Source organism: Novosphingobium sp. PhB55, assembly GCF_004368805.1.
In the GTDB taxonomy this organism is placed as follows: domain Bacteria; phylum Pseudomonadota; class Alphaproteobacteria; order Sphingomonadales; family Sphingomonadaceae; genus Novosphingobium.
Map to the genome: position 1 here is coordinate 863592 of NZ_SODQ01000001.1, position 21897 is coordinate 885488.

The 21897-nt window shown below is 65.6% G+C and carries 19 protein-coding genes; 11 read left to right on the forward strand and 8 right to left on the reverse strand.

Going from position 1 to position 21897, the window contains the following annotated elements; all coding sequences use genetic code 11:
• Positions 1-72 precede the first annotated feature (72 nt).
• The 3 genes from EDF57_RS04040 (at position 73) to EDF57_RS04050 (ending at position 5437) form a co-directional block, all read left to right on the forward strand.
• Positions 73-747 (forward strand): hypothetical protein, encoded by a 675-nt coding sequence (locus EDF57_RS04040; protein ID WP_134093153.1) that lies wholly within the window; start codon positions 73-75, stop codon positions 745-747.
• A gap of 378 nt (positions 748-1125) precedes the next feature.
• Positions 1126-4380 carry a TonB-dependent receptor gene (locus EDF57_RS04045; protein WP_243840861.1) on the forward strand — a complete coding sequence of 1085 codons (3255 nt, stop codon included), beginning with the start codon at positions 1126-1128 and terminating at the stop codon, positions 4378-4380.
• An 85-nt stretch (positions 4381-4465) separates the two neighbouring features.
• Positions 4466-5437: a 2OG-Fe(II) oxygenase gene (locus EDF57_RS04050; RefSeq protein ID WP_134093154.1), complete on the forward strand. Its 972-nt coding sequence runs from the start codon at positions 4466-4468 to the stop codon at positions 5435-5437.
• Between the two features lie 67 nt (positions 5438-5504).
• Here EDF57_RS04050 and clpB read toward each other — a convergent pair whose 3' ends face one another.
• The gene (gene clpB / locus EDF57_RS04055) at positions 5505-8084 is read right to left on the reverse strand and encodes an ATP-dependent chaperone ClpB (protein WP_132263415.1); all 2580 of its coding nucleotides are present in this window, start codon (positions 8082-8084) and stop codon (positions 5505-5507) included.
• A gap of 347 nt (positions 8085-8431) precedes the next feature.
• On the opposite strand from clpB, the gene EDF57_RS04060 reads away from it, so the two are divergent.
• The 3 genes from EDF57_RS04060 to EDF57_RS04070 all read left to right on the forward strand — a co-directional run bounded on the left by EDF57_RS04060 (position 8432) and on the right by EDF57_RS04070 (position 12232).
• The gene (locus tag EDF57_RS04060; RefSeq protein WP_134093155.1) at positions 8432-8887 is read left to right on the forward strand and encodes a nuclear transport factor 2 family protein; all 456 of its coding nucleotides are present in this window, start codon (positions 8432-8434) and stop codon (positions 8885-8887) included.
• Positions 8888-8999: 112 nt separating this feature from the next.
• Complete coding sequence (locus tag EDF57_RS04065; protein WP_134093156.1) at positions 9000-11915, forward strand: pitrilysin family protein; 2916 nt, start codon at positions 9000-9002, stop codon at positions 11913-11915.
• Between the two features lie 14 nt (positions 11916-11929).
• The gene (locus EDF57_RS04070; RefSeq protein ID WP_132263421.1) at positions 11930-12232 is read left to right on the forward strand and encodes a hypothetical protein; all 303 of its coding nucleotides are present in this window, start codon (positions 11930-11932) and stop codon (positions 12230-12232) included.
• 180 nt (positions 12233-12412) lie between these two features.
• On the opposite strand, the gene gatB is transcribed toward EDF57_RS04070, so the two are convergent.
• The 7 genes from gatB to EDF57_RS04105 form a co-directional block, all read right to left on the reverse strand.
• Positions 12413-13915 (reverse strand): Asp-tRNA(Asn)/Glu-tRNA(Gln) amidotransferase subunit GatB, encoded by a 1503-nt coding sequence (gene gatB / locus EDF57_RS04075; protein WP_134093157.1) that lies wholly within the window; start codon positions 13913-13915, stop codon positions 12413-12415.
• A gap of 177 nt (positions 13916-14092) precedes the next feature.
• Positions 14093-15592: an Asp-tRNA(Asn)/Glu-tRNA(Gln) amidotransferase subunit GatA gene (gene gatA, locus EDF57_RS04080; protein WP_134093158.1), complete on the reverse strand. Its 1500-nt coding sequence runs from the start codon at positions 15590-15592 to the stop codon at positions 14093-14095.
• Positions 15592-15894 carry an Asp-tRNA(Asn)/Glu-tRNA(Gln) amidotransferase subunit GatC gene (gatC, locus tag EDF57_RS04085; protein WP_134093159.1) on the reverse strand — a complete coding sequence of 101 codons (303 nt, stop codon included), beginning with the start codon at positions 15892-15894 and terminating at the stop codon, positions 15592-15594. The genes gatA and gatC overlap by 1 nt, the downstream gene beginning before the upstream one ends.
• Positions 15895-16029: 135 nt before the next feature.
• Positions 16030-16527: an FKBP-type peptidyl-prolyl cis-trans isomerase gene (locus tag EDF57_RS04090; RefSeq protein ID WP_134093160.1), complete on the reverse strand. Its 498-nt coding sequence runs from the start codon at positions 16525-16527 to the stop codon at positions 16030-16032.
• Positions 16528-16538: 11 nt separating this feature from the next.
• The gene (locus EDF57_RS04095; RefSeq protein WP_132263430.1) at positions 16539-17108 is read right to left on the reverse strand and encodes an FKBP-type peptidyl-prolyl cis-trans isomerase; all 570 of its coding nucleotides are present in this window, start codon (positions 17106-17108) and stop codon (positions 16539-16541) included.
• Positions 17109-17366: 258 nt separating this feature from the next.
• On the reverse strand, positions 17367-17573 hold the full coding sequence (rpsU, locus tag EDF57_RS04100; RefSeq protein ID WP_007688176.1) for a 30S ribosomal protein S21: 207 nt from the start codon (positions 17571-17573) through the stop codon (positions 17367-17369).
• Between the two features lie 236 nt (positions 17574-17809).
• Positions 17810-18469 carry a hypothetical protein gene (locus EDF57_RS04105; protein WP_134093161.1) on the reverse strand — a complete coding sequence of 220 codons (660 nt, stop codon included), beginning with the start codon at positions 18467-18469 and terminating at the stop codon, positions 17810-17812.
• Positions 18470-18586: 117 nt separating this feature from the next.
• Between EDF57_RS04105 and crcB the strand changes: the two genes are divergently transcribed.
• From crcB to EDF57_RS04130, 5 genes are read left to right on the forward strand one after another with little or no spacing between them, the layout of a single operon-like run.
• Positions 18587-18997 carry a fluoride efflux transporter CrcB gene (gene crcB / locus EDF57_RS04110; RefSeq protein WP_134093162.1) on the forward strand — a complete coding sequence of 137 codons (411 nt, stop codon included), beginning with the start codon at positions 18587-18589 and terminating at the stop codon, positions 18995-18997.
• Positions 18994-20319 carry an RluA family pseudouridine synthase gene (locus EDF57_RS04115; protein WP_134093163.1) on the forward strand — a complete coding sequence of 442 codons (1326 nt, stop codon included), beginning with the start codon at positions 18994-18996 and terminating at the stop codon, positions 20317-20319. The genes crcB and EDF57_RS04115 overlap by 4 nt, the downstream gene beginning before the upstream one ends.
• Positions 20320-20327: 8 nt before the next feature.
• Positions 20328-20978 carry an HAD-IA family hydrolase gene (locus EDF57_RS04120; RefSeq protein WP_134093278.1) on the forward strand — a complete coding sequence of 217 codons (651 nt, stop codon included), beginning with the start codon at positions 20328-20330 and terminating at the stop codon, positions 20976-20978.
• Positions 20975-21184, forward strand: a complete 210-nt coding sequence (locus EDF57_RS04125) for a hypothetical protein (protein WP_132263437.1) — start codon at positions 20975-20977, stop codon at positions 21182-21184. The genes EDF57_RS04120 and EDF57_RS04125 overlap by 4 nt, the downstream gene beginning before the upstream one ends.
• The gene (locus EDF57_RS04130; RefSeq protein WP_134093164.1) at positions 21181-21876 is read left to right on the forward strand and encodes an ATP12 family protein; all 696 of its coding nucleotides are present in this window, start codon (positions 21181-21183) and stop codon (positions 21874-21876) included. Before EDF57_RS04125 ends, EDF57_RS04130 begins: the two co-directional genes overlap by 4 nt.
• Positions 21877-21897: the final 21 nt, after the last annotated feature.

A 21897-nucleotide genomic window follows, 5' to 3' on the forward strand; every position in this document is an offset into this window, starting at 1 on the left:
TTACAGCGAATCCCGTTCAGCTCAGTCCGCAAATTTCTGTTCCATGTCGTGACATTGCCGCAACATCATTTCATGAACCCGTCCATCGAGAGCGGTAATGCTGCGAAAGCACAGCAGGAGACCCCATATTCTGCCGCTCGATCAGTTCGCTTGCTGCCGCACGGTCTGGCTTGCTACCAAACCGGAGATATCCGGCAGCGAAGGGAACGGGCATTGAACAAGGCATATCTGTCAGCGGCGGCCATGGCGCTGCTGGCTTCCCAGGCGGCGCTGGCCGCCGACAAGACCCCCACCGATCAACCCGAACCCTACCGGCAACTCGTCGCCTGCCGTGAAATCGCCGACGCCGCCGCGCGCCTGGCCTGCTACGACAAACAGGTTGCCGCGCTCGACCAGGCCACCAGCCGGCACGAAATCGTCATCGCCGACAAGAAGGCTGTCGAAACCGCCAAGCGCGGCCTGTTCGGATTTGCAACGCCGGTCGCGAAACTCATGGGCTTTGGAGGCAATGCGGATGCGGCCGAGGAGTTGAAGGCAGTCTCGACGACCGTCGCCGGCGTAAGAAGAACCGGTGCGGGCTGGCTGATCGATTTCGAGGACGGCAGCACCTGGGAGCAGAACGACACGCGCGACTTCGTGCTCTCCCCTAAGATCGGCAACAAAGCAGAAATAGCACGCGGCGTGCTTGGAACGTTCACCGTCTCGGTGAATGGTCAAAGACCGATCAAAATGCGCCGTGTGAAGTGACGTTTGCTTCACGACCATGACGATCGGCACGAAAAAGCCGCGAGCAACTAAAATTCTTCATCATGGGTCGCGCACGACATATTTCGTCTCGATATTGCCTAGACATTAGACTTTTGTGACAATCCGATCACAACTACTCTGAGTTATTGACGGAAATCTCCCTGAAAATGCGGAGTTTTGCTGTTGCAGCTTTGTCACAACCGTAGCTGCAATTCGGCCGAGGGCGGCGTTTACGATTGAAAGCGAACGCCCTCGGCGCGAGAAATCCCCTCATGGCAATCTTCCGCGTTCACGCACGAAGATTGCTGCATCCGGGTGCACGGCGGGTCTGGTCACGCTTCCAGCTGTGCGCGCGAAAGCAACAAGGGACACAACAACGTGCAAAACTCTCTGAAGAAGGCGGCGCTGCGTAGCGCAGCCAGCCTGCCCGTATTCGCTCTGGCCTTCGCCACGAGCGCATACGCGCAAGACCAGGCCGCAGCCGACGCCGACGACTCGGCCAGCGCCCCCGCCATCGTCGTAACCGGTTCGCGCATTCGTTCGGCGAACCTGGAATCGACAAACCCCGTCACCGTGGTGACTGGAGAACAGTTCTTCCAGACAGGCCAGGTTTCTGTTGGTGACGTGCTCAACGAGCTGCCCCAGCTGCGCAACACCTTCAGCCAGCAGAACTCGACCCGCTTCCTGGGCACGCGCGGCCTGAACCTGCTCGACCTCCGTGGTCTGGGTTCGGTGCGCACGCTGACTCTGGTGAATGGTCGCCGCCACGTAGCAGGCGACATTCTTTCGACCGGCGTTTCGGTCGACATCAACACGATCCCGACCGACCTGATCGAGAGCGTCGAAGTCCTCACGGGCGGTGCCTCCTCGATCTACGGTTCCGACGCAATCGCCGGCGTGGTCAACTTCAAGCTGAAGACCGATTACGAAGGCCTTCAGCTGCGCGGACAGGCCGGCCTTTCCCCCGACTATAAGGACGCCGGCAACCAGTACGTCTCGCTGCTGGCAGGCAAGAATTTCGCCGAAGGTCGCGGCAACATCGCGGTCAACCTGGAATACTCGAACCAGTCGCAATACGATGCCACCGGTCGCCCGCTGGCGCGTAACGACGGCTTCGTCGTAGTCGACACCGACCCCGCCAGCGCGCCGAGCGATGGCAATCCCGACCGCCGCTTCTTCCGCGACATTCGCAGCGGCACCATCTCGCTCGGCGGTCTGACCGCATTCCGCTACGGTGGCGCAAGCGGCCCTTGCGGCGGCGCGAACGGCTCTGCCTTCACCTGCAACTCGCTGTTCCAGCCTGACGGCTCGCTGGTCCCCCAGACCGGAGACCGTGTGGGCGTCGGCCCCAGCGGCGCATTCATTGGCGGCAACGGCTCGACCAGCCGCGAAGGTCAGCTCCTGACCTTCATGCCCAACCTCCGCCGCTACTCCGCCAATGCGATGGGCCACTTCGAAGTCAGCTCGGCCTTCGTGCCGTTCTTCGAAGCCAAGTATGTCCGCACCGAAGCACAGGGTTCACAGAGCGGCCCGTTCTTCTCGCAGGGCCAGACCCTGGGTGACGGCGTATCGATCGGCGGTTTCGCAGATCGCTCGTTCAACAACGCTGGTGGCTCGGTCAATCGTGAAGGCGTCCGCCTCGACAACCCGTACCTGTCGGCCGCGGCGCGCGCCGATCTGGCAGCGCAGCTGACAGCAGCGATCAATTCGGGCGTCAATCCGAATACCGGCGCTGCATTCCAGACTGCTTCCAACACCGCAGCACAGGCCGCCGCCAACCAGGCCGCCGCGCTCGCTCAGGTCGCAGCTGGCACCTATCGCTTCGGCCTGCGTCGCAACTGGGTGGATCTGGGCATTCGCGACGAGAAGATCACCCGCGAAACCTTCCGTGCGGTGTTCGGCGTTCGCGGCGACTTCAACGATGGCTGGAACTACGAGGTTTCCGCGAACTACGGTGAGTTCAAGGAACGCAACCTGATCCAGGGCAACGTGAACACCCAGCGCTTCCTGCTGGCCAATGACACGGCTCTGGATGCAAATGGCACGATCCGCTGCCGCGCCCAGATCGATCCGCGTTACGCCGGTTCGGACGTCGGCGGCAATCCGGCACAGCTCGCTGCCGACATCGCTGCCTGCGTTCCGCTCAATCCGTTTGGCCAAGGCTCGGTAACGCAGGCTGCGCGCGACTACCTGCTCATGCAGTCGCAAGCGACCGGCAAGATCACGCAGTTCGTCGCCTCCGCGTTCGTGGCGGGCGATTCTGCCAAGTGGTTCGAGCTGCCCGGTGGCCCGGTCGGCTTCTCGGTCGGTGCCGAGTATCGCCGCGAGACCAACCGCTACGACCTCGATGACATGACTCAGGCGGGTTACGCGTTCTACAACGCAATCCCCTCGTTCACGTCGCCCGCCTTCGAAGTGAAGGAAGCCTACGCCGAAGTCCGCGTGCCGCTGCTCAAGGACACCCCGTTCTTCCGCGAACTGACGCTGACCGGTTCGGGCCGCGTTGCGGACTACAAGGGCGCGGCCGGTACGGTCTTCGCTTACGGTGGCGGTATCGACTGGCGTCCGATCGAAGATCTGCGCCTGCGCGGCACCTACTCGCGTTCGGTTCGCGCACCCAACCTGTCCGAACTCTACTCGGCAGTGGGCCAGAACTTCGCTCCCGGGTTCGTCGATCCATGCTCGGCACGCAACATTGGCACCGGTAGTGCCAATCGCGCCGCCAACTGCGCAGCCGCGGGTGCCCCCGCAGGCTACGACTTCGTCTATCTCCAGTCGCTTGAGACACAAGCTGGTGGCAATCCGAACCTGGGCGCGGAAAAGTCCGACTCCTACACGCTGGGCGCCGTCTATCAGCCGTCCTTCGTGCCCGGACTGTCCATGTCGGTCGATTTCTACGACATCACCGTCAACAATGTGATCAGCTCGGTAAACGCCCAGCAGATCGCCAACCTCTGCTACGACTCTTCCTCGCTGGAAAATCAGTTCTGCGGTCTGTTCCAGCGCGCCGGCGCAAATGGCGGTCCGAACGGCGAGCAGCAGTTCCAGATCATCGAGGGTTCGCTCAACGAACTGTCCGCCAACTTCGCCAAGATGAAGGTTCGCGGTATCGATACGTCGGTCAACTATCGCCGCGACTTCGGTTGGGGCCAGCTGAACCTCGGCGTGCTTTGGAACCGCGCACTCAAGGTCGACAACTTCACCAACCCGGAAGATCCGACCTTCAAGGACCGTCTCCTTGGCGAACTGGGTGACCCGAAGAACCAGGTAAACTTCAACAGCAGCATCAAGTTCGGCAAGTTCACGCTGGGCTACCAGGTGCGCTGGATCGACAAGATGTACCTGAATACTTACGAAGACTATAATTCGCTCAATGGCCTGCCCCCGCAGAACACCGACTATGCGGAATACGTCAAGTATCCTTCGGTTTCCTACCACGACATCCGCTTCGATGTTGATGTGTCGGAGCAGTTCAACTTCTACCTTGGTGTCGACAACGTCGGCAACAAGATGCCTCCGTTCGGCCTGACCGGCGTGGGTAACGGCCTCAACACGGCAACTGGCCGTGGCGGCGCCGGTATCTACGATGTGCGTGGTCGCTATGTATACGCAGGCTTCGTCGCCAAGCTCTGATCCAGCTCGGCGAAGTAAGAACTGGGCCGGTGGAGCAATCCACTGGCCCTTTTCTTTATTGGCCGGACAGGTTTAGGAGACAGCCATGACTCAAGCCAGTGAACGTGCCCGCAATGCGCTGGACAGCGGGCGGCAGCAGGACGCCGTGGAGATCGCGCAGGAAGCCGGCGCTCGGGGGGATGCCGAGTGTCTCGCCATGCTCGCGCGGTGGCGGCTGATCGGTAGTCCCCTGCCTCGCGACCTCGGCGAAGCGCGCCGTCTGCTGCGTGCGGCCACGTCCGCCGGCAGCGAGGATGCCGCGCTGATGGAGGCCGCTCTCACCGCCAACGGTACCGGCGCCCCTCAGGATTGGGCAGGCGCCACGGCCATCCTGCGGGACACCGCGGAGCGCTACGGCGGCACCGCCGCGCAAGACCTGAACCTGCTCGGGCGGATGGAGATCGACGCGGACGGCTATCCCCTCGCTCTGCCCGAACCCGAGCCGCTGGGCCGGGGCTATCAGGTCAGGCGCTGGCGGCAGTTTGTGACTCCCGAGGAATGCGCGCATCTTGCCATGTCCGTGCGCGACCTGCTGGCGCCCTCGATCGTCGCGGATCCCCGCACCGGCCGCGCCATACCGCATCCGATCCGCACGTCATCTGCTGCCGTGGTCGGTCCGACCCGCGAGTCCCTGCCGCTCCAGGCCATCATGCGGCGGCTGGCCGCGGCCACCGGCACGCGCGTGGAACAGGGCGAACCGCTCAACGTGCTGCACTATGCGCCCGGGCAGGAATACCGCGCTCACATGGATACTCTGCCGCACGTCACCAACCAGCGTAAGGTGACGGCGCTGCTCTATCTCAACACCGGCTATCTCGGGGGCGAAACCTGCTTTCCCGAGCAGAACCTCTCGGTTGCGGGCGGCGGCGGCGACATGGTCGCCTTCGACAATACACTCCCCGACGGTTCGCCGGACCCCCGCAGCCGTCATGCCGGCGCGCCGGTCCGCCAAGGCGCCAAGTGGGCCGCCACGCGCTGGATCCGGGCGCAGCCCTTCGACGTGTGGGACCAGGGCTGAGCGGTGACGCCATGACAAAAAAGGCCCCGGCAATGCCGAGGCCTTTTTCCGTTCGGGACGGTCGCGATCACTCCACCACGATCGCCAGTGCGCCGTCGCCATCGTCGATCCGCAAATGCGAACCGTCGGGGACTTCGCCGGCAAGCAGCTTCTCCGCCAGCGGGTCCTGCAAGTAGCGCTGCACCGCGCGCTTCAGCGGCCGCGCGCCGTAGACGGGATCATAGCCTACCCGGCCGAGCCAGCGCTTGGCGGCCTCGGTGAGGTCCAGCGTGATCTTGCGGTCCTTGAGCAGCTTCTGCACGCGCGCGACCTGGATATCGACGATCGGGCCCATGTGTTCCTGGCCAAGGCGGTGGAACAGCACGATTTCGTCCAGACGGTTGAGGAACTCGGGCCGGAAATGCCCGCGCACCACTTCCATCACTTGCGGCTCCACGCTGTCCACGTCCTGATCCTCGTCGAGCTGGGTCAGGTACTGGCTGCCGAGGTTGCTGGTCAGGATGATAAGGGTGTTGGTGAAGTCCACCACCCTGCCCTGTCCGTCAGTCAGGCGGCCATCGTCGAGCACTTGCAGCAGCACGTTGAACACGTCCGGATGCGCCTTCTCGACTTCGTCGAACAGCACGACTTGATAAGGACGGCGCCGTACGGCTTCGGTCAGCACGCCGCCTTCATCGTAACCGACGTAGCCCGGAGGCGCGCCGATCAGGCGGGAAACCGCGTGCTTTTCCATGAACTCCGACATGTCGATGCGCACCATCGCGCTGTCGTCGTCGAACAGGAAGCCGGCCAGTGCCTTGGTCAGTTCGGTCTTGCCGACACCCGTGGGGCCGAGGAACAGGAACGAGCCGAGCGGCCGGTTCGGGTCCTGAAGCCCGGCGCGGGCACGGCGCACCGCCTTGGACACCGCCGAAACCGCGTCCTTCTGGCCGATCACGCGCGCGCCGATCATCTCCTCCATCTTGAGGAGCTTCTCGCGCTCGCCTTCCAGCATCTTGTCCACCGGCACGCCCGTCCAGCGGCTGACGACACCGGCGATGTCGTCCTCCGTGACCTCTTCACGCAAAAGAGCGTTGCCTGCCTGCGCCTGCGCTTCGGTCAGCTTGCGCTCCAGCGAGGGGATCGTGCCGTAGGAAAGCTCGCCCGCCTTGGCGAGATCGCCAAGACGCTGGGCCTGGTCGAGTTCGCTGCGCGCGGCGTCGAGCTGCTCCTTGATCCGGCCCTCGGCGGCGATCTTGTCACGCTCGTTCTGCCAGCGCGTGGTCAATTCGCTGGACTGCTGCTCCAGATTGGCCAGTTCCTCGCGCAGATTGACGAGGCGGTCCCGGGAAGCCTCGTCGGTCTCCTTGGCGAGGGCCATTTCCTCGATCTTGAGCTGGATGATCCGGCGGTCGAGCTTCTCGATTTCCTCGGGCTTGCTTTCCACTTCCATGCGGATGCGGCTGGCGGCCTCGTCCATGAGGTCGATCGCCTTGTCCGGCAGGAAGCGGTTGGTGATGTAGCGGTTGGAAAGCGTCGCCGCCGCCACCAGCGCCGCATCGGTGATGCGTACGCCGTGGTGCAGTTCGTACTTTTCCTTGAGCCCGCGCAGGATCGAGATCGTATCCTCGACCGTCGGCTCGCCCACGAAGACCGGCTGGAAACGCCGCTGCAAGGCGGCGTCCTTCTCGACATACTTCTGGTACTCGTCGAGCGTGGTCGCGCCGATGCAGTGCAGTTCGCCGCGCGCCAGCGCAGGCTTGAGCAGGTTGCCCGCGTCCATCGAGCCTTCGGAAGCGCCCGCGCCGATCAGCGTGTGCATCTCGTCGATGAACAGGATGATCTGCCCGTCCGCGCCCTTCACTTCGTCGAGCACGGCCTTCAGGCGTTCCTCGAACTCGCCGCGATACTTGGCGCCCGCGATCAGCGAGCCCATGTCGAGCGCCATGAGGCTGCGGTCCTTGAGGCTGTCGGGCACGTCGCCATTGGCGATGCGCAGCGCCAGACCCTCGGCGATGGCGGTCTTGCCGACGCCGGGATCGCCGATGAGGACGGGGTTGTTCTTGGTGCGACGGGCGAGGATCTGCACGGTGCGGCGGATTTCCTCGTCGCGGCCGATTACCGGGTCGAGCTTGCCGTCCCGCGCGGCCTGGGTGAGGTCGCGCGCGTACTTCTTCATCGCGTCATAGGCGTTCTCGGCCGAGGCGCTGTCGGCATTGCGGCCGCCGCGCAGCTCGGAAATCGCCGCCTCCAGCGCCTGGGGCGTGAGGTTGGCGGCCTTGAGCGCCTGCCCGGCCGAAGTGGTGGTGGCAAGCGCCAGCGCCAGCAACATGCGCTCCACGGTGACGAAGCTGTCGCCGGACTTGGCGGCGAGCTGCTCAGCCTGATCGAGCACGCGCACCGCGTCATTGTCCAGGCCGGGCGCGCCTTGCGCGCCGCTGCCCGAGACGGTGGGAATCTTGCCGAGCGCCTTGTCGACTTCCTGCACGGCGAAGGCCGGGTTGCCGCCCGCGCGCTGGATGAGACCGGACGCCATGCCCTCGCTATCCTCGAGAAGGGCCTTGAGGACATGGTCGGGGCTGATGCGCTGGTGGTTCATGCGGATCGCAACGGTCTGCGCCGCCTGAAGGAACCCCTTGGCCCGGTCAGTGAATTTTTCGAGATTCATGGTATGAATTGCCTCCTGATCTCGACCATATAGTGTTGCATATTTACAACACAAGGCATGCCGTGACATTTTTCGCGCCGCGGTCATTTCCGGCCGCAGATGGGAAGAAAGCGTGGATTCTCAAGAGCCGGAACCGGCTGGCTACAAGATGGGAACCACAGCGCCGAATGCCACCCCAAAATCACCTGAGATCGGGCAGGATTTTCCGCGGGTTTTCGGTCAGGCCGCTTCCAAACGTCGCCCGGGCGTTGAACGCGGCGATCCGGCCGCATTCGCTTGGCGCCGCACGCCGCCTTGCCTAGCCTTCGCCAACCAGACCGGAAAAACAACGGGAAGAGGCATCAGACGTGGCGAAATTCACTCCCCAGCAGGCAGCGGACGTGCTTGCGATCAAGCAGGTCGTCTACGAATGGGGCGACGAACTGGACATTCACAACGGCCTCGAAATGCGCAAGACCGACGTGCTGGCCGAAGACGTCTCCTACAACGTCGGCGGCGCCTGGCGCGAAGGGCTGGCAGAAGTGGAAGCCTTCTACAAGGGCCGGGCCGAGGCCATGCGCGCGGGCGCGGGCCTGATGACCATGCGCCACATCATCACCTCGCTGCGCGTCTCGTTCGACGGCGCCGACCAGGCGAAAGTCGGCTACCTCCTGGTCTTCTTCGCCGCGCTGGGCGACGGCCCCTTCGACAAGTATTGCGATCCGCTGGCCGTTGCCGACGTGACGATGGAATGCCGCCGCGATCCGGACGGCGAATGGCGGATCACCCGCTTCGATTCGGGGCAGATCTTCAAGCGGGGCTGAGGGATCAGGGATCCGTCGTCCCGGACTGGATCCAGGGCGACGGCGTTCCGCCGATCCCGGCGCCGCACCATTGCCGCTGGCCCTTGCCGAACAACGTGCTAGACCTTCGGCCATGCGACTTGCTCCTCGTTCCAGCGCCATCGCGCTCGCCGCCGCTCTGCTCCTCTCCGCTTGCGCCAGCGCCCCGACAGCGGACCTCGCCGCGGCGCCTGCCGCGCCTGCCGACAAGGCGGGTCCGGCCCCCGCCTCCCCGGCCGAACTCGTGGCCAAAGTGGACATTCCCTACGAGAAGTTCGTGCTGGCCAACGGCCTCACCACGATCGTCCATACCGACCGCAAGGCCCCGATCGTCGGCGTGACGGCCTATTACAAGGTCGGCTCCAAGAACGAACCGCGCGGCAAGACCGGCTTCGCGCACCTGTACGAGCACTTGTTCTTCGGCGGCTCGGCCAACGTGCCAGACTTCGATATCCCACTGGAAGCGGCAGGCTCCACCCCCACGAACGGCTCGACCTGGTACGATCGCACCAACTACGTGGAAACCGTGCCCACCGGCGCGCTCGACGTGGCCCTGTTCATGGAGAGCGACCGCATGGGCCACCTGCTGCCCGCGGTGACCCAGGACAAGCTCGACAAGCAGCGGGGCGTCGTCCAGAACGAGAAGCGCCAGGGCGACAACCAGCCTTACGGCCTGTTCGAATACGCGCAGAGCGAAGGCCTGCTGCCCGTCGGCCACCCCTATCGCCACTCGACGATCGGCTCGATGGCCGATCTCGACGCCGCCACCCTCACCGACGTGCGCAAGTGGTTCACCGATCACTATGGCCCGAACAACGTGGTGCTCGTGCTCTCGGGCGACATCGACGCCGCCACCGCGCGGCCCAAAGTGGAGAAGTGGTTCGGCGACATCCCGCGCGGCCCGGACATCAAGCCGGTAACCGCGGAACCGCTGACGCTCGGCGCACCGGTAAAGCGCGAAATCGTCGATCAGGTGCCGGTCCTGCGCCTCACCCGCAACTGGACCGCGCCCGGCCTCAACGACCGCGAGACGCTCGCCCTGCAAATGGGCATGCACATCCTCGGCGGCCTCGCCAGCTCGCGGCTCGATAACGAACTGGTCCGCGGACAGCAGCTGGCCGTGGCGGTAACCGCCTATTCGCAGGTCTTCCAGCAGCTCAGCTTCCTGACCATGGCGATGGACGTGAAGCCCGGCGTGGACCGCGCCAAGGCCGATGCCGCTTTCGACAAGGTGCTGGCGGACTACTTGCGCGACGGGCCGACGGAAGACGAAGTGCGCCGCGCCGTCGTCAGCACGCTCTCCGGCGAGATCGGCGGACTGGAGCGCGTCGGCGGCTTCAGCGGCAAGGGCGCGACCCTGGCCGAGGGCCAGGTCTATTCGGACGATCCGGCAAAGTACAAGGAAGACCTTGCCCGCATGGCCGCGCTGACGCCGGCGGAGATCAAGGCGGCCATGAACAAGTGGCTCTCGCGCCCGGTCTATGCGCTCGATGTGCTGCCCGGCCAGCGCAAGGAAAGCGGCGATGCCATGGGCGGCTGGGGCGACGAGGCGGAAAACACCGCGCCCGGTTCCAACCCGAAGGGCGCCGCCCCCAAGGGGAAAACCCCCACCCTCGCCGCCGGTCCCAAACGCGATATGCCGCCCCTCGGCCAGATCGGCGCCCTGACTTTCCCCGCCATCGAGCGCACCACCTTGTCGAACGGCATTCCGGTCGCGCTCGCGCGCCGCACGGCCGTGCCAAAGCTGGTCCTCACGCTCGACTTCGATGCCGGCTATGCCGCCGATGCGCTCGACACGCCGGGCACGCAGGGGCTGATGCTGGCCATGCTCGACCAGGGCACCAGCAAGCTCGACGCCACCCAGATCGCCGAGGCGCAGGAGCGGCTGGGCGCCAGCATTTCGATCGACGGCTCGCTCGATACCAGCAGCGTGACGCTCTCGGCGCTGTCCGCCAATCTGGCGCCTTCGCTCGATCTCACCGCGCAGATCGTCCGCGACGCCGCCTTCGCCCCCTCCGAGGTCGCCCGTGTCAAGGCGCAGTCGGAAGCTGAGCTGGCACAGGCGCTCTCCACGCCGAACGCTCTCGCCGCGCGTTCGCTGGGGGCGGAACTCTTCGGCACGCATCCTTATGCCCAGCCGGGTGACGGCCTTGGCGATGCCGCCTCGCTGGCCGCGTTGACCCCGGCGCAGCTCAAGGCCGCGCGCGACAAGTGGCTTCGCCCCGATATCGCCACCATCACCGTCGTCGGCGATGTGACCATGGCCGAACTGAAGCCGATGCTCGAACGCGCCTTCGGGCAATGGCAGGCCCCGGCCGCGCCCAAGCCCGTCAAGCCGCTCGGCGCCGCCGTGCCGGCGGCAGGCGGCAACCGCATCGTCCTGATCGACCGTCCCGGCTCGCCGCAGTCGGTGATCATGGCCGGCCGCGTGCTGCCGATGACCGGCCGGACGCCCGATACCGAAGCACTGCAGCTCGCCAACGACGTGATGGGCGGCGGCTTCCTCTCGCGCCTCAACAAGGACCTGCGCGAGGAAAAGGGCTGGAGTTACGGCGTGCGCAGCGGCGTTGCACAGCCTGTCGGACCGCGCTCGGTACAAGTCTCGGCCCCGGTCCAGTCGGACAAGACGGGAGAGGCGATCAAGGCGATCATCGCCGACATGGGCGCGTTCCCGGGCAGCAAGCCGGTGACCGCCGAGGAACTGCAGCGCGTCACCGAAGGCGCGATCCGTCAGCTTCCCAACCAGTTCGAAACCGGGGCGGCAGTGCAGGCCGCGATCCGCAAGAATGACCGCCTCGGCCGGCCCGAAGACTACTACGTCGGGCTCGCCGCGCGTTATCGCACCATCGATGCCAAGGCGATCGGCGCCGCCGCCACCGAGTACCTCCAGCCCAAGGGCCTGACCTTCGTGGTGGTGGGCGACCGCAAGCTGGTGGAACCGCAACTCAAGGGCCTGGGCCTGCCCGTGGAAGTGCGCGCCGCCCCGGCCGCGCCCCAAGGCCAGGAATAAAGGAGAGAAATGGAATGTCGCTGCTCGGCGGAACTTACGAATGCTCGACCAAAACCCCGATGGGCCACCAGAAGGGCACGCTGACCATCGTGCCCGAAGGTGACACTTTCACCGGCCAGATCACGGGCGATCTCGGCACGATGGAGCTGCGCGGCGGCACCATCAGCGGCAACCAGCTGAGCTGGAAGATGAAGATGACTTCGCCCATGCCGATCGACCTCGACTGCAAGGCCACGGTCGACGGCACCGCGCTGACCGGCACGATCAAGGCCGGGTTCTTCGGCACCATGCCGCTGGAAGGCACGAAAACGAGCTGATCCGGGAGCGCGGCGGCGGGATGAGACCTGCCGCCCGCGCCGGCGTGACGCCGGGTTTTCCGGAATGGCCGGAACCTGCAAACCGGGTCACTGCCGAGCGGACCTCACGCCGCACAACGGAAAAGCCCCGGAAAAGCGCTCTGCTTTTCCGGGGCTTATTCTATTCGTTCAGGCGCAAGATCAGCCCAGCTTGGCCTTGAGGATCTCGTTCACCACCTGCGGATTGCCCTTGCCGGCCATGGCCTTCATCGTCTGGCCGACGAAGAAGCCGAACAGCGCGACTTTGCCTTCACGGTACTGGGCGACCTTGTCAGCATTGGCGGCGAGGATTTCGTCCACCTTGGCCTCGATGGCGCCGGTGTCCGATTCCTGCTTCAGGCCCTCGCGCTCGACGATGACACCGGCATTGTCGCCGGTCTCGAACATCGTTTCCAGCACCTGCTTGGCGATCGAGCCCGAGATCGTGCCCTTGCCCACCAGTGCCAGCAGTTCCGCCGCCTGCTCGTGGCTGATCGGCGAGTCTTCAAGGCTCTTGCCCTGCTTGTTCAGCGCGCCGAAGAATTCGGAGATCAGCCAGTTGGCCGCCTGCTTGGCGACTTCAGCGGGCGCCTTGCCCTGCGCCGAAGCGGTTTCCGCCAGCAGCGCCTCGAACCACGCGAAGGTATCCACATCGGCGGTCAGCACGGCGGCGTTGTAGGCCGAAAGGCCCAGCTCGCCTTCATAGCGGGCGCGCTTGGCGTCCGGCAGTTCGGGCAGGCTCGCGCGGCATGCCTCCAGGAAGGCATCGTCCAGTTCCAGCGGCAACAGGTCCGGGTCGGGGAAGTAGCGATAGTCGTGCGCGTCTTCCTTCGAGCGCATCGAGCGCGTCGAGCCGGTGGTGGGGTCGAACAGGCGGGTTTCCTGCACGATCTTGCCGCCCGCTTCCAGCACGTCGACCTGACGGCTCGCCTCGTGCTCGATCGCCTGCATGACAAAGCGCACGGAGTTGACGTTCTTGGTCTCGGTACGGGTGCCGAGTTCGTCACCGGGCTTGCGCACCGAGACGTTGACGTCGGCGCGCATCGAGCCCTGGTCCATGTTGCCGTCGCACGAGCCGACATAGCGCAGGATCGTGCGCAGCTTCGACAGGTAGGCGCCTGCTTCGGCGGGCGAGGTCATGTCCGGACGGCTGACGATTTCCATCAGCGCCACGCCGGAACGGTTGAGGTCGACATAGGACATCGTCGGATGCTGGTCATGCATCAGCTTGCCCGCGTCCTGCTCGACGTGGATGCGCTCGATGCCGATCACCTTGTCGGCCGGGATGCCTGCCTTCTCGTCCGCCTCGATGGTCAGCGAGCCCTCACCCACGATCGGGTGGTAGAGCTGGCTGATCTGGTAGCCCTGCGGAAGGTCGGCGTAGAAGTAGTTCTTGCGGTCGAAGCGCGACCACTTGTTGATCTGCGCCTCGATCGCCATGCCGGTACGCACGGCCTGACGGATGCATTCGCCGTTCAGCACCGGCAACATGCCCGGCATCGCCGCGTCGATCAGCGAGACCTGGCTGTTCGGCTCCGCGCCGAAAGCCGTCGCCGAGCCGGAGAACAGCTTGGAGTTCGAGGTGACCTGCGCGTGGACTTCGAGGCCGATCACGACCTCCCAGTCACCGGTGGCGCCCTGGATGCGATAGGTTGATTCAGTCATCGTGTTTCGGTCCACTCCTGGGGCGACGCAGCAGCAGGTGCCGCTGCCCCTCCCCGTCATTCCTTTCCCGCTCCGGCGTCTTGCGCCGACGAGCGGGTCGGTCGTCCCCTCTCTTGTGCTTGCTGCCGGGAACAAGGTCCCCGAGACTTACCAGCAGGTCGAGAAGGGTAAACCAGTCTACCACCACTTCTCCGGCTTGGCCGCGAACTGCGCGCGCTGTTCGAGCGCGAGACCCGCGTTCAGCACGCCCTGTTCGTCGAAAGCCTTGCCGATGACCTGAAGACCCAGCGGCAGACCTTCGCGGTTGAGGCCGGCCGGGACCGACATCGCCGGAAGACCCGCGAGCGAGGCCGGCACCGCGAAGACGTCGTTGAGGTACATCTTCAGCGGATCGTCGACGTTCTCGCCCAGGCCGAAAGCGGCCGAGGGCGCGGTCGGCGCGAGGATCACGTCGCACTGCTCGAAGGCCTTGGCAAAGTCCTGCGCGATCAGCGCACGGACCTTCTGGGCCTGCGTGTAGTAGGCGTCGTAGAAGCCGGCCGAGAGCACGTAAGTGCCGATCAGGATGCGGCGCTTCACCTCGGGGCCGAAGCCGGCGGCGCGGGTGGCGGCGTACATTTCCTGAAGGTTGGCGCCGTCCGGCAGGTCGCGCAGCCCATAGCGCACACCGTCATAGCGCGCGAGGTTGGACGAGGCTTCGGCAGGCGCGATGATGTAGTAGGTCGGCAAGGCGTACTTGGTGTGCGGCAACGAGATCTCCACGATCTCCGCGCCCGCATCCTTCAGCCAGGCAATGCCGTCGTCCCACGACTTCGACACGTCGTCGTCCAGGCCGTCGACGCGGTATTCCTTCGGAATGCCGACCTTCTTGCCCTTCATGTCGCCCGAGAGAGCGGCTTCCCAGTTCGGCACCGGCAGGTCGAGGCTGGTCGAATCCTTGGCGTCGAAACCGGCCATGGCTTCGAGCATGATCGCGCAGTCCTGCACCGAGCGGGCCATCGGGCCTGCCTGGTCGAGCGAGCTGGCGAAAGCGACCACGCCCCAGCGCGAGCAGCGGCCATAGGTCGGCTTGATGCCGGTGGTGCCGGTGAAAGCGGCGGGCTGGCGGATCGAGCCGCCGGTATCCGTGCCGGTCGCTGCCGGGCAGAGGCGCGCGGCGAGAGCCGACGACGAACCGCCCGAGGAACCACCCGGAGCCAGCGCGGCATTGCCGCCGTCATTACGCTTCCACGGCGAGATCACGTTGCCGAAATAGCTGGTCTCGTTCGACGAGCCCATGGCGAACTGGTCGAGGTTGAGCTTGCCCAGCATGCCCGCGCCGGCATCCCACAGCTTCTGCGAGACGGTCGATTCGTACTGCGGCTTGAAGCCTTCCAGCATGTGGCTGGCGGCCGTGGTCTGCACGTCGAAAGTGGCGAACAGGTCCTTCATGCCGATCGGCACGCCGCCCATCTTGCCGAGCGCTTCGCCGCGCGCGCGCTTGGCATCGGTGGCCTGTGCGGCTTCGATCGCCTTTTCGGGCGTGGCGATGATGAAGGCGTTCAGCGCTTCCTGCGCGGCGGCGACATTGGCGTTGAAAGCAGTAGCCACTTCGACGGCGGAGAAATCGCCGTTCGCAACGCCGTCGCGAATCTGCGCGACGCCGAGTTCCGTAAGAGAGTTTGAAGTATCGGGCATTATTCGATCACCTTGGGCACGCCGAAGAAGCCGTGTTCGGCGGCGGGAGCATTGGCCAGAACGGCATCGCGCTTGTTGCCGCCGGTCAGCGGATCGGCATCGATCACGTCGTCGCGCAGGCGCAGCGTGTTGGGGATGACGGCGGTCATCGGCTCGACGTTCGAGGTATCGACTTCGCCGAGTTGCTCCACCCAGGCGAGAATGCCGTTGAGTTCGGGGACCATCGCCTCGATTTCAGCCTCGCTCACCTTGATGCGGGCAAGGCTGGCGATCTTCGCAACGGTTGCGGTATCGACCGACATGGCTTTCCTTCAGGTTTGACCGGCATGGCGCACCACGCCGGGAGATCAGTCCGGGCAGCTAGCACCCGGCCGAATTTGCTTCAAGCAGGGACGCCTCCGCGAGGAGCACGCCCCGATGCGCTATTGGCAGGCGCGTTACTGGCCGGATTGACCCGGTTGCGCCTGCTCCTGGCCTTGTTGTGCCGCGATCATCGCGTCCAGCTCGGCCTGGGTCTTGAAGTCCAGCAAAGTGACTTCGAAGACGAGATCCGAATTCGGCGGAATCGGTCCGCCGCCCTCGGCGCCGTAGGCCAGCTCCGAAGGGATCTCCAGGCGATAGCTGCCGCCGCGCTGCATCTGCACGAGACCGTCGGCGAAGCCGGGCACGACGCTTCCAACCGCCATCGGCATCTGCTCGTTCTGGTCGAACACGGTGCCGTCCTTGAGCATGCCCTTGTAGCTCACCAGCACATAGTCCTCGCGAGTGGGTTTTTCGCCCTGCCCCGCGGTCAGCGTGGTGACGGCGACCTTGCGGGCCGGCGCGGCAGCCGTTGAGCCGACAGCCGGCGCGGCCTTTTCCTGCGCGGCGGCCGGAGCCGCGGCAGGCAGGACGAAAGCCAGCGCCAGAAGCGAAGAGCCGATCTTGCGGTTCATGAAGGACGCGATCAGCGTGCCGGGCCTTCGGCGCCGGGTACGACACCGCCCGGAAGGGCGCCGCCGGGGATGGCCGCGCCGGGTGCGCCAGGAGCACCGCCGCCCTGCATCTGCTGGAGCTGCTGCATCAGGCGCTGCTGCTGTTCGATCTCGGCGCGGCTCTTGAAGTCCAGCAGCTCGATCTCGAAGTTCAGGTCCGTGTTCGCCGGGATCTGGCCTACGGCCTTGTCGCCGTAAGCAAGCTTCGCGGGGATCTCGACATCGTACTTGCCGCCGCGCTGCATCTTCACCAGCGCCTTGGAGAAGCCCGGGATCACTTCGTTGAGCGCCATCGGCACCTGCTGGGCCTGGTCGAAGACCTTACCGTCAGGCAGCGTGCCCTTGTAGTTGATGAGCACCACGTCCGCCACGGTCGGCGATTCGCCGGTGCCGGCGGTCAGCGTCTTGACATGGACCTGCGGCGGCAGGGCAGCATAGGCGACACCACCCGCGGCCAGCGCGATTGCAGCGACGCCGAGCCAGATCTTGCCCAGCGAGCCCTTTTCAATCGGCTGCAGCGGAACGCGAGTGATCTCAGTCATGGTCTAGGGCCTCGTTCGGGTTCGCCCGCCAGGAACACCTGCACGGCAGATGCACAAAGGGCGCGGATGGAAATTTCCGCGCCCTCATGGCTCAAGCCGGAGCGGCGTTCAAGCCGCAAGCCGAGCAATTTAAGATGTGCCAATCACAATCGTGTCATCACGATCCTGACTGTAGCGGCATCCTTGCGCGCGGCCCGCTCGGAAACGGGAACCATGCGCTGCCGCAACCCCGCCCACCGGGCGGGGCCGACGCCGATCTTACTTGGCGCCGTCACGCTCCATGCGCTTACGCTCCAGCTTGCGGGCGCGACGCACAGCGGCGGCCTTTTCGCGAGCGCGCTTTTCCGACGGCTTTTCGTAGTGACGGCGCAGCTTCATCTCGCGGTAGACGCCTTCACGCTGCAGCTTCTTCTTGAGCGCACGAAGAGCCTGATCGACGTTATTGTCGCGGACGAGAATCTGCATAAACCGACACACCTCACAAATCAAAAGTACGAATTCCGCATTCCGACGCGGAAGGTACCCTGAAAGAAAAACACGAATTTGCACCGAATCCCATGGCGGGGTCGGCTCGAAGTTGGGGGCCGCTAGCACTGCCAGCACCGGAAGGCAAGCAACCTTGGCCGTTTTCTTGGCCCGGATGCGCTCTCCACCGGGTTTCGAAGCCCCGATGGAGAGCACTTATACACCGATAGAAAGGATCAGGCCAGTTGATCCACGACCAGGCCCGCGGCGGAAACCGCAGCCGAGGTCGCCGCCGAAGCGGTATAGGTCGTTCCCTCGGCCTGTTGGGCCTTCAGGTTCTCCAGAAACGCCTGCACGGCTGCGAGAGTCGCGTCGGCTTCGTCGGTCTCTTCGGTATCGTCGGTCGAATCGGTTTCATCCGTTTCGTCCGTCGCCTCGGTTTCGTCGGTTTCATCGCTTTCGTCGGCTTCCTCGACGGACCCGCCGCCGGGAGGCGGACCGCCCGCGCCGCGAGGGCCACCGGGACCACCGGGGCCGCCCGGCCCGCCTGGTCCGCCGGAGCCACCTTCACCCGCTGCGCCCGCATCGCCGCCTTGCGACGGGCCTTGCGCGAACAGCGACTGCAAGGCGCTCGCCTGGTCCTCGCTGAGCGTGCCATTCTCCACCTGGTCGGAGATCAGCGAATCGATCCGATCCTTCATCTGCGAAGGCGCGAGCCGGCTGCCCGATCCGCTGGTACCGAGCGCGTCGTCGATCGAATCGAGGGCCGATTCGAGCGCCGAGGCGTCCGTATCGCTGATCGATCCATTGCCGACCGCGGTCGAGATCTTGTCGTCCATGTCCTGACGCGGATTGAAAAGAGCGCTCAGCGCGCTCGTCGACGATGAGATTTGCATTATTATGTCTCCTTGCGGAGTGGGGTCGCACCCTGGAACCTTTATAGACGACTGCCCTGCCGGACGGTTCGGACGGCGACGATTGGAAAACTGCGCATTCGCGGCTAAGGCGGCGCGATGTCCCAACCTTCCTTTCTTGCCTCCTCGCTCTTCGTGGCGTTCGGCGGCGGTCTAGGCTCCTGGCTCCGGTATCTCGCCGGGCTGGCCTGGACCACCGCCATCGGACCTGTCCGCGCCGGCGCGTTTCCCTATGGCACCCTGACCGTCAATGTCGTCGGCAGCCTTGCCATGGGCGTGCTGGCCGGCTGGCTACTGCTGCGCGGCACCGAGGGCGAGAGCGCTCGCCTGCTTGTCGGCGTCGGCGTATTAGGCGGCTTCACCACGTTTTCCTCGTTCAGCCTCGATACCATTGCCCTCGTCTCGCGCGGGCAGGTCGGTCTTGCGGCTTTCTATGTCGCGATCACGCTGATCGCAGGCTTCGCCGCGCTGTTTGCCGGTCTTTCCATCATGAAGGGAGTCGCCGCATGAGCCGCGACAATTCGGACACTGTCCGCCAATTTACCGTAGGCCGCGACGATGAAGGCGTTCGTCTCGATCGCTGGTTCAAGCGCCACTTGCCCGAAGTGGGCTTCGCCATGGTCTCGCGCTGGGCGCGAACCGGGCAGATCCGCGTCGACGGCAAGCGCGCCGATGTCGATACTCGCCTGACGCCCGGGCAGGTCCTGCGCGTACCGCCGGGCGGCGAGGCCAAGCCCGGCCTGGGCGGCTCGCGCCCGCGCCGCGAACTGACCGAGGAAGAGATCGAACGCGCCGACGCGATGGTCCTCACGCAGGACCGCGCCGCCATCGTGCTCAACAAGCCGCCGGGCCTCGCCACGCAGGGCGGTTCGGGCATGAAGGAACACGTCGACGGCCTGCTCGACGCTTATGCCGGAAAGGGTCCGCGTCCGCGCCTGGTCCACCGCCTCGACAAGGACACCTCGGGCGTTCTGCTGGTCGCCCGCACGCCGGGCAGCGCCGCGTTCTTCTCCAAGCGGTTCTCCGGTCGCACCGCGCGCAAGATCTACTGGGCGCTGGTGGTCGGCGTGCCGAGCATCAACGACGGCATGATCGAGCTGCCGCTCGCCAAGCAGCCAGGCACCGGCGGCGAGAAGATGCACGTCGATGAGGAAGGCGGCCAGTCGGCCCGCACCCGCTACCGCGTGCTCGATCGCGCCGGCAACCGCGCCGCCTGGGTGGAACTCCACCCGCTGACCGGCCGTACCCACCAGCTTCGCGTCCACATGGCCGCCATTGGCCACCCCATCGTCGGCGACGGCAAGTACGGCGGCCAGGAAGCGTTCCTCTCGGGCACGATCAGCCGCAAGATGCACCTTCATGCGCGCCGCCTGATCATCGATCACCCGGACGGCGTGCCGCTCGACGTGACCGCCCCCCTGCCCGAGCATTTCGCCAATTCGCTGGCCTCGCTCGGCTTCGACGAGAACGACGGTGCCGAATTGCCCGAAGCGCCCCCGGCGCCCGGGAAGGACGACGAGAAGCGCATGGCCAAGGCCCATGCCAAGCAGTACCGCAAGGAACGCCGCGGCGAACGACGCTCACGCCGCGACGGCAGCTCGGAACGCCCCGGTTCGCGCGGCAAGCCTTCGGGCAAGCCCGGCAGCAAGCCCGGCAGCAAGCTGGGTGCCAAGCCTGCCGGAAAGCCCGCGGGCAGGCCGGCGGCCAAGGCCGGACCCGGCGCCAAGCCCGCTTCCAGGCCCGCTTCCAAGCCCTCTGGCAAGCCCGCCGCCCGCCCCGGCGGCGCGCGTCCCTCTGCAGGTGGTCCGTCGTCGCCGCGAGGTAAGCGGTGACCACGTCCGTGAAGCTCGCCGTCTTCGATTGCGACGGCACCCTGGTCGATGGCCAGGCGCCGATCTGCGAGGCGATGGAGGCGAGCTTCGCCGAATTCGGCCTTGCCGCCCCCTCCCGCGCCCTGATCCGGCGCGCGGTGGGCCTCTCGCTGCCGCAGGCCATCCGCCAGCTGCTGCCGGAGAGCGACGAGCGCCAGCAGGACGCCATGGCCGAGGCCTACAAGGTGTCGTTCCGCCAGGCCCGCGAAGAGGGGCGCGTGTCGCAACCCCTGTTCCCCGGCATCGAGGATTGCCTGCGCACGCTCCACGCCCGCGGCTGGACGCTCGCCGTCGCTACCGGCATGTCCGATCGCGGCCTGACGCATTGCCTGGCGGCGAACGGGATTTCCGATCTCTTCGTCACGCTCCAGACCGCCGACCGGCATCCCTCCAAGCCGCATCCCGCGATGCTGGAGGAAGCCTTGATAGAGGCCGGGGCGATGCCGGAAGCTGCCGTGATGATCGGTGACACGGCCTATGACATGAAGATGGCCAAGGCCGCCGGGACCCGCGCCGTCGGCGTGGACTGGGGCTATCATCACCCGCGCGAGCTGATCGAGGCCGGCGCCGAAAAGGTCTGCGAAGCGCCGAACGAACTCATGGAGTACCTGCTGACGTGAGCGAGAAAGACCCCGCAAAGGCCCGCTTCGCCACGATCCAGCTCGTGCGCCTGTTCGGCGTAGCCTGCGTGATCGCGGGCATGGCGATCGGCGCCAACAAGCTCGCCGCGCCGCTCTGGCTCGGCTACCTGCTGATCGCCAACGGCCTTGTCGACGTCTTCGTCGTCCCCAAGATCCTCGCCCGCAAATGGCGCAGTCCGCGATGAAGCGCTTCTACAAGGAAGCCGGCGTCGGGGAGATCGATGGCCAGTGGCGCGTGCTGCTGGACGGCCGCCCCATCAGGACGGCCGGAGGCCGCGCGCAGATCGTCCCCACCCGCGCGCTGGCCGAAGCACTGGCCGCCGAATGGGCCGCGCAGGGCGAGCAGATCGACGCCCAGTCCTTCCACTTGCGCGACCTGGCCGACTTCGCGATCGACGCCGTCGCCCAGGACCGGGCGCAGACCGTGCGTGACGTGCTGCCTTATGCCGAAACCGACACGCTCTGCTATCGCGGCGATCCCGAGGACGCGCTCTACCAGCGCCAGCTGGTCTTGTGGGAGCCCCTGCTGGCGCAAGCCGAACAGCGCTACGACATCCGCTTCGCCCGCATTTCCGGCGTGCTCCACAAGCCTCAGCCGGCCGAAACGCTGGCGCGGCTGGAAACCGCCCTCGCCGCCGAGAACGACTTTGCGCTGGCGGCGCTGAAGATGCTCTCCAGCCTCGCCGCGTCGCTGGTGATCGCCATGGCGGCGATTCGGTCCGATGCCGATGCCGAGGCCCTGTGGAACGCGGCCAACCTCGAAGAGGACTGGCAGGTCGAACTCTGGGGCGAAGACTGGGAAGCCGCCGAACGCCGCGCCGCAAGGTTCGAGGCGTTCAAGCTGGCGATCCGGCTGGCCGAACTGGCGCGCGCCTGAAGCTGCACGAAAAAAGACGAA